This is a genomic window from Pseudoalteromonas sp. Isolate3 (assembly GCF_022398505.1).
GTDB lineage: Bacteria > Pseudomonadota > Gammaproteobacteria > Enterobacterales > Alteromonadaceae > Pseudoalteromonas > Pseudoalteromonas apostichopi.
The window spans coordinates 1-6,651 of the sequence record NZ_JAKEVN010000156.1 but is presented as its reverse complement, the minus strand read 5'-3'; the positions used below and the strand labels follow the sequence as shown (position 1 = coordinate 6,651).

Genomic DNA, 6,651 nt, shown 5'->3' with positions numbered 1-6,651 from the left:
GAATTACACTAAGTTGAAACAGCTTGAATTACCAGAAAAAAAAGACCCGACTAGCAGGTCTTATGTAACAAAGTATAAACTTTAACCTAGAGGTGGCTTTCGTACACAGCCAGTGCTTGATCAAGGTCGGCTAGTAAATCAGCCACATCTTCAAGACCAATGTGTAGCCTTATCACTGGGCCCTGCGACCAACCAGTTTCAGAGCGAAGACCTTTCATGCTCAAGTTTGCCGTGACTAAGCTCTCATAACCGCCCCATGAAAAGCCCATTTTAAAATGGTGCAGGCTATCTAAAAAGGCATCAATCGCTTGTTGATTACCCTGCTTCATTACAAATGAAAATAAGCCGTTACTGCCATCAAAGTCTCGTTTGAAGAACTCATGACCAGGGCACGTTGCAAAGGCTGGATGGCGAATATGATCAACCAAAGGGTGTGTTTCAAGCCATTTAGCCACTTCTATGGCTGCTTGTTCATGTTGTTTTAAACGCACAGCCATAGTACGCAGACCACGTAGCGCTAAATAGGCATCATCTGCAGAGGTACATTGACCAAGTAGGTATGAATTTTCTCGAAGTGTTGGCCAATACTTTTTGTTGGCAACAGCAACACCCATCATCACATCTGAGTGACCAACAATGTATTTTGTAGCCGCTTGAATACTAATATCAACGCCATGCTCGAGCGGTCTAAAATGCAGACCATTACCCCAAGTGTTATCTAGCATGGTCATAACACCGCACTCATTTGCTTTAGCAACCATCGCTGGGACATCTTGCACTTCCATGGTGATTGAGCCAGGTGATTCTAAAAACAATACACGGGTGTTATCTTTAATAAGCTCACTAATCCCTGCGCCGATCCCCGGCGGGTAATAGGTTGTTTCAATCCCTAAGCCAGCAAGTATTTTGTCACAAAAATCACGGGTAGGTTCATAAGCTGTATCCACCATTAAAATATGATCACCCGTTTTCACAAACGATAGCAAGGCATTACTGATTGCAGCCGCACCTGATGGGTAAAGCGCACAACCCTCACCACCTTCAAGCTCTGCAATTGCTTCTTGCAGAGCAAAATGCGTCGTCGTACCGCGACGGCCATAAAATAAAGTTTTATCGCCACGTTTCTTAGCCGCAGCTTTTAAGTCGGCAACTGAGTCAAATACCACAGTTGATGCACGTTGTACGACAGGGTTCACAACCCCTTGTGTATACGCTTTTTTACGCCCTGCAGAGACGATTTGGGTATTTTTATTTGTCTTTGTCATAATTTGTCCAAGCTGTGCTTTACAGGTTGCGCCAGTGCTCAACCAAAAATCGAGAAATAGAATCTTGCCGGGTTAGTTTAAGATGGCTGCCCTGCTCATGCCATTGGCCGAATTCATTAAGTTCAGCACGGCTAAACCATCTTGCATCGTCTAACTCGTCTTTATCTACCTGAATATCTTCTGAAACTGCTGTGGCCATAAAGCCAAACATAATTGATGATGGAAATGGCCAGGGCTGTGAAGCTATATATTGAATATCTGTAACAGCAACACCCGCTTCTTCCATTACTTCACGGGCAACGGCTTGCTCTAGTGTTTCACCTGGGTCAACAAAACCTGCAAGTGTTGAAAAAACACCCTCAGGCCAGCTTGCTTGACGGCCCAGCAAGCAACGCTCTATTCCGTCTGAAAAAGTTTTCGTAACGATCATAATAACGGCAGGATCGGTTCGCGGAAAAGTTTGATGCTGACAAGTTTGGTTTTCACATAAACGCGAATGCCCAGCTTCAACCATATTATTTTCATGACCACAACGACCACAAAAACGGTGCGTTGCGTGCCAAAAACACAAGCCTCTTGCCAGTGCTGCAATTGAGCCTTGTTTAAGCTCAACTTGTGGGCCCAACTTGCGAATATCAACAAACTCAGCGCCGTTGAGCATTGGCTCAATAAGTGAGTCTGGTTCATGGCTGACATCTAATGCAAAATGAGCCACATCATCGTCGTCTAACCCCAATAAAATGCCTTTTGATAAATCGAGATGATCCACTTGAGATAAGCGTAAATAACACACTTCAGGACTGTCTTTAACAAATAAACTTTGATTGTTATTGACTAATAACCAGCGACTCTGAGAATTCATTTGAGCCTTTAGCCACTTAGGATCTTTGCGGCGGTTTGATGCACGATCCAATGGCATTTGAGAGTAATTCAGCATGGCGTTCCTTGAAAATAGTTTACTTAGTAAAACTACCATAAGCGGATGATAAACCCAATTTATTACAGGCATAAAAAAAGCCCAAACAGGGCTTTTTTATTCTCTCTCACAATTTTACAAGGTCGCTAGATGCGCTTGTAGTTTTTGGTTCTCAGCTTCAATATGCCGATAGAACTCTAAATCTTCTAATTTACTCGCTGCTGCTTTATCAATGATGATTACGGCATCTTTATGAAGTTGCAGTGCTGAGGCTGGGCATTTAGCCATTAACGGACCTTCAACCATGGTGTGAACGGCATCTGCTTTACTTGCACCGGTTGCTAAAAGTACCACTTTTTTAGCTTCTAAAATGGTGCCAATACCCATAGTGATTGATAAATGTGGTTGATATTCGCCTTCGGCAAAAAATCGTGCATTGTCTTCAATTGTCGCTTTCGTAAGTGTTTTAACACGCGTGCGTGATGTCAAACCTGAAGATGGTTCGTTAAAACCAATATGACCATTACGGCCAATACCAAGTAGCTGTATATCAATACCACCAGCTGCTGCGATTTTTTGTTCGTATTCAGTACAAGCAACAAGCGGGTTTACTGCATCACCCGGCGGTACATGGGTGTTCTGTTTGTCGATATCAACATGGTTAAACAGCTGCTCATTCATAAAGTAGCGGTAACTTTGTGGATGTTCGCCAGTTAAGCCTAAGTATTCGTCTAAGTTAAATGTTGTCGCTTGGCTAAACGAAATATCGCCTGCTTTATTTTTTTCGATCAGTTGTTGATACAAGGCAACGGGTGTTGAACCTGTAGCAAGGCCAAGCACTGATGCTGGTTTTTTTAGTAATTGTTTAGCAAAGATGTTGGCACCATAAGCTGCAACTTGGGCTGCATCATCAAGAATCACTATTTGCATATCGATTAGCTCTAATTATAAGTTGGAAAAAAATGGGACCTAAAACCCAACCCCACGTGCAATCGAGCTGGGTTTTAGATCAAACCACTGCCAGGATACGATGCAGTAGCTATAACCATTATGACAACGCTGTCATTATCACTTCTAGTTTTACCTTTGTAAAGTAAAAGTGAATAAAAAATTACTCTTTTTGTTAGTGTTTAATAATTATCAAACACTAACAAAGATCTTACGGCGATACATCCAATGCAATACCAGCATTTGTACTGCTAATAACGCAATCACCGCCATCAGGGGTTGCCATACCTCTGGCACAGCTCGAACCACACCACCAAAAACGCTTTGGCTTACATAACCCCAATTCACAAGACTTGACGCTAAGTAAATAATAATTGAGTTTGCACCTATGATCACAAAAGGATACGCGGCGCGCTGGCCCGGCAGAATATCAACCAGTGCATAAAATACGGCTAGCAACATGGCACTCCAACCAACCGTTACAAGCACAAATGAACTGCTCCAAAGCTCTTTATTTACTGGGAACTGTAAGTCCCATAACCAACCTAAACAGACACTTACAATCCCTGCAGCAAACAATAATGCGGTCATTTTCCACTCGCCAATTTGCTGAGCACGGGCGACTAATTGACCTGCAAACACGCCCATTAAAGCATTGACAATCGCTGGGATATTCGACAATACACCTTCTGGGTCTACCACACGGTTTTGATAACTAATACCTGGCAGTAAGTGTGCATCAAACCATGCATTCCAACTCCCTGCTGCTGAAAGGTCACCAGCACTGCCGCCTGGCACAGGCACAAAACAAAGCAGTAACCAATAGCCCACTAAAATAGTCGCTGCGGTTATAATTTGCGTTCGTAAACTGGTGTGCCAAACCAACATAGCACAGAAGAACCATGCAATGGCGATTCGCCCAAGCACACTGGCATAGCGAATTTCATCCAAAGCCATTGGCATCCCAGTGCCCCAGCCGTGGTTATACAAAATACCTAATAAACACAATAGTAAAAGGCGTTTTCCCGCCTTACGGTAATAAACTTTGCGTTCCTCAAAAGGCAAATGGTCAATGCGTTTCGGGGCTAGCCCCATCGCCACACCCGATAAGAAGATAAATAATGGGAAAATCAGATCGTAAAATGTGAAGCCATGCCAGACGCTATGTACTGTATGTGCTTCAAAAACTTTCCAGCCAGTCCAGCCTGTTAAAACGAATAGCGCTGCGAATAGTGACTGTCCGCCTAATATCCAAAACATATCCATGCCACGCAATGCATCCAGCGATGCCAAACGTTTTCTTGTTGGTTGTGTTGTTGTCATTGTTTACCTTTAATACAAAAAGCCCCGCGATACTTCGGCGGGGATTTTTCCAGGGAAGTTCTTACAAAGCTTTACCAGCTATATATGTCGCTTTTACATATTGATTATCATCTAGCACAACAAAATCAGCATCAAACCCGCTCAGCAAGCGACCTTTTTTATGTAAACCTAAATATTGTGCAGGATAAAGTGATGCCATACGTAAGCTCTCAGCAAGGCTAACATCCAATGTATTCACTGTGTTGCGCACCGCACTTGCCATATCAAGTACGCTGCCTGCTAATTCACCGGTAGTTGAATTTAATCGATCGCCAGTACGAATGACTTTACGACCATCAAAGAAATCAAACTCCATATCGTCAGTACCCACAGGTGGCATTGCATCTGTGACTAACATAATTTTTCCGCGCTGCTTGGTGCGAATTGCTAATTTTGCTGATGATGGGTGTACATGATGACCATCAACAATTAAGCCGCACCAGCTGTTATCATCCCAAAGTGCTGCACCAACAACACCCGGTTCTCGTGATGTAAATGCTGACATAGCATTAAATAAGTGGGTGAATCCATCAGCACCAGCAGCAAGTGCTGCATTGGTAGTCGCAAAGTCCGCATTAGTGTGGCCAATAGATACTTTTACGCCACACTCAACTAAGCGAGCGATATCATCAGCACTAACATTCTCAGGAGCCAAGGTAACGATTTTAATGCCTAGATCTTGGCGTGCATAAATTGCAAATTCTTGCTCTGTGATTGGACGAATGAATTGCTCGCTGTGGGTACCTTTTTTAGGAAAGGAAAGGTGTGGCCCTTCAAAGTGCACGCCCATAACGCCCGGAACCCCTTCAGCAATTGCTTGTGCGGTTGCATCAGCGGCCTTTGCCATTACTTCTACTTTGTCGGTAATAAGCGTTGGCATAATCGCTGTTGAACCAAACTGACCATGCGCTTTGGCTATTCTATCTAAGCAATCTGGCGTTTGTTCTGCATTAAAAAATGCCCCGCCACCGCCATTAACTTGAACATCAATAAAACCAGGGGTGACTAAACCTGTTAATTCAACAGCATCAGCATGTGCTTCAACACGTTTAAAGACACCATTGTCGACGCTAAAATACACATCTGATAAAAATTCTTCACCGGTAAACAATTTACTCGCATGATAAATCGTCATTACAAACCTACCTCTTGACTTTGTTCTAGTACAGATTGCTGAGCAAAATAAACAGCGCCCATTTCAGGTGGTTGAATAGGTGTCTCAACTCGTTTAGCAATATCTTCTGCAAGCCACTTATTCAGAGGCTCAGCTAAACCGCCAATCATAGATAAACGTGGAGGCTTATTCTCAAGTAAGCGCTGCGCTAATTTGCTCACGTAATCTGCGCCTTCTTTGACTATCGCAACGGCAACTTTGTCATTGTTATTGGCTGCTTCAAATACATAACGGGCTAATTTAGCAAAACTGCTCGAAGGCTGACCAGACATTTGCTCAACAATTGCCATCGCATTATCAGCAGCAAAATGCTCAGTGATCACTTTAGTTAAATTTGTTGATTCGCCTAGACCATCAAGGTCTAGCAAGGTCGCTTTTATTGCTTCAAGACCCATCCATGCGCCACTGCCTTTATCTCCTAGGGCAAAACCATGACCACCAAAGTTAGTTGTACGACCATTTACACATGAAAAACCACAAGAGCCCGTGCCAGTGATAATCACCGCACCATCACTGCCTTCATGTGCACCAATGCAAGCAGTATGTAAATCAGTCGTGAGGAACATTTGTTTGAATGGATGCTCCCATTCCATAATCTTGTCATACAAGCTAGGTAGGTTAACACCCGCCAGACCTAAGCCGGCATAAAGCTGATGAACTGTATCAAGTGGTAAACCAGCATCACGAAGCGCTAATTGTGTTGAGACCATAATTGATTCGAGAGTACGTTCCAAACCATGTAATGGATTTGCAGGACCACCTAGGCCAGTTCCTAATACACCTTGTTTAACAGAGTAGATAGTTGCTCGACATTTCGTTCCGCCACCATCAATACCAATAAACAATTGGTCCTCATTCACACTCTTCGCCATCATTTAACGACCCCTAGCCTTCGTTTAGTTTTTATCTAAATCGCATTATTTTTATTATCTGAATGCGAAATCATCTCAACCTTTGTTGATTTAATGTTACACAACAAATGACAG

The 6,651-nt window shown here is 43.2% G+C and carries 6 protein-coding genes; all 6 read right to left on the bottom strand.

The window, feature by feature from the left end:
- Window positions 1–86: 86 nt before the first annotated feature.
- Window positions 87–1,265, bottom strand: a complete 1,179-nt coding sequence (locus L1D46_RS19110) for a cystathionine beta-lyase (RefSeq protein WP_130051242.1) — start codon at window positions 1,263–1,265, stop codon at window positions 87–89.
- 19 nt (window positions 1,266–1,284) lie between these two features.
- Window positions 1,285–2,202, bottom strand: a complete 918-nt coding sequence (gene nudC / locus L1D46_RS19105) for an NAD(+) diphosphatase (protein WP_130051241.1) — start codon at window positions 2,200–2,202, stop codon at window positions 1,285–1,287.
- A 114-nt stretch (window positions 2,203–2,316) separates the two neighbouring features.
- Window positions 2,317–3,111, bottom strand: coding sequence for a glucosamine-6-phosphate deaminase (nagB, locus tag L1D46_RS19100; RefSeq protein WP_239978045.1), 795 nt, complete (start codon window positions 3,109–3,111; stop codon window positions 2,317–2,319).
- A gap of 210 nt (window positions 3,112–3,321) precedes the next feature.
- Window positions 3,322–4,452, bottom strand: coding sequence for a DUF5009 domain-containing protein (locus L1D46_RS19095; protein ID WP_130051239.1), 1,131 nt, complete (start codon window positions 4,450–4,452; stop codon window positions 3,322–3,324).
- A gap of 61 nt (window positions 4,453–4,513) precedes the next feature.
- Window positions 4,514–5,626 carry an N-acetylglucosamine-6-phosphate deacetylase gene (gene nagA, locus L1D46_RS19090; protein ID WP_130051238.1) on the bottom strand — a complete coding sequence of 371 codons (1,113 nt, stop codon included), beginning with the start codon at window positions 5,624–5,626 and terminating at the stop codon, window positions 4,514–4,516.
- Complete coding sequence (locus tag L1D46_RS19085) at window positions 5,626–6,540, bottom strand: BadF/BadG/BcrA/BcrD ATPase family protein (protein ID WP_130051237.1); 915 nt, start codon at window positions 6,538–6,540, stop codon at window positions 5,626–5,628. The genes nagA and L1D46_RS19085 overlap by 1 nt, the downstream gene beginning before the upstream one ends.
- Window positions 6,541–6,651: the final 111 nt, after the last annotated feature.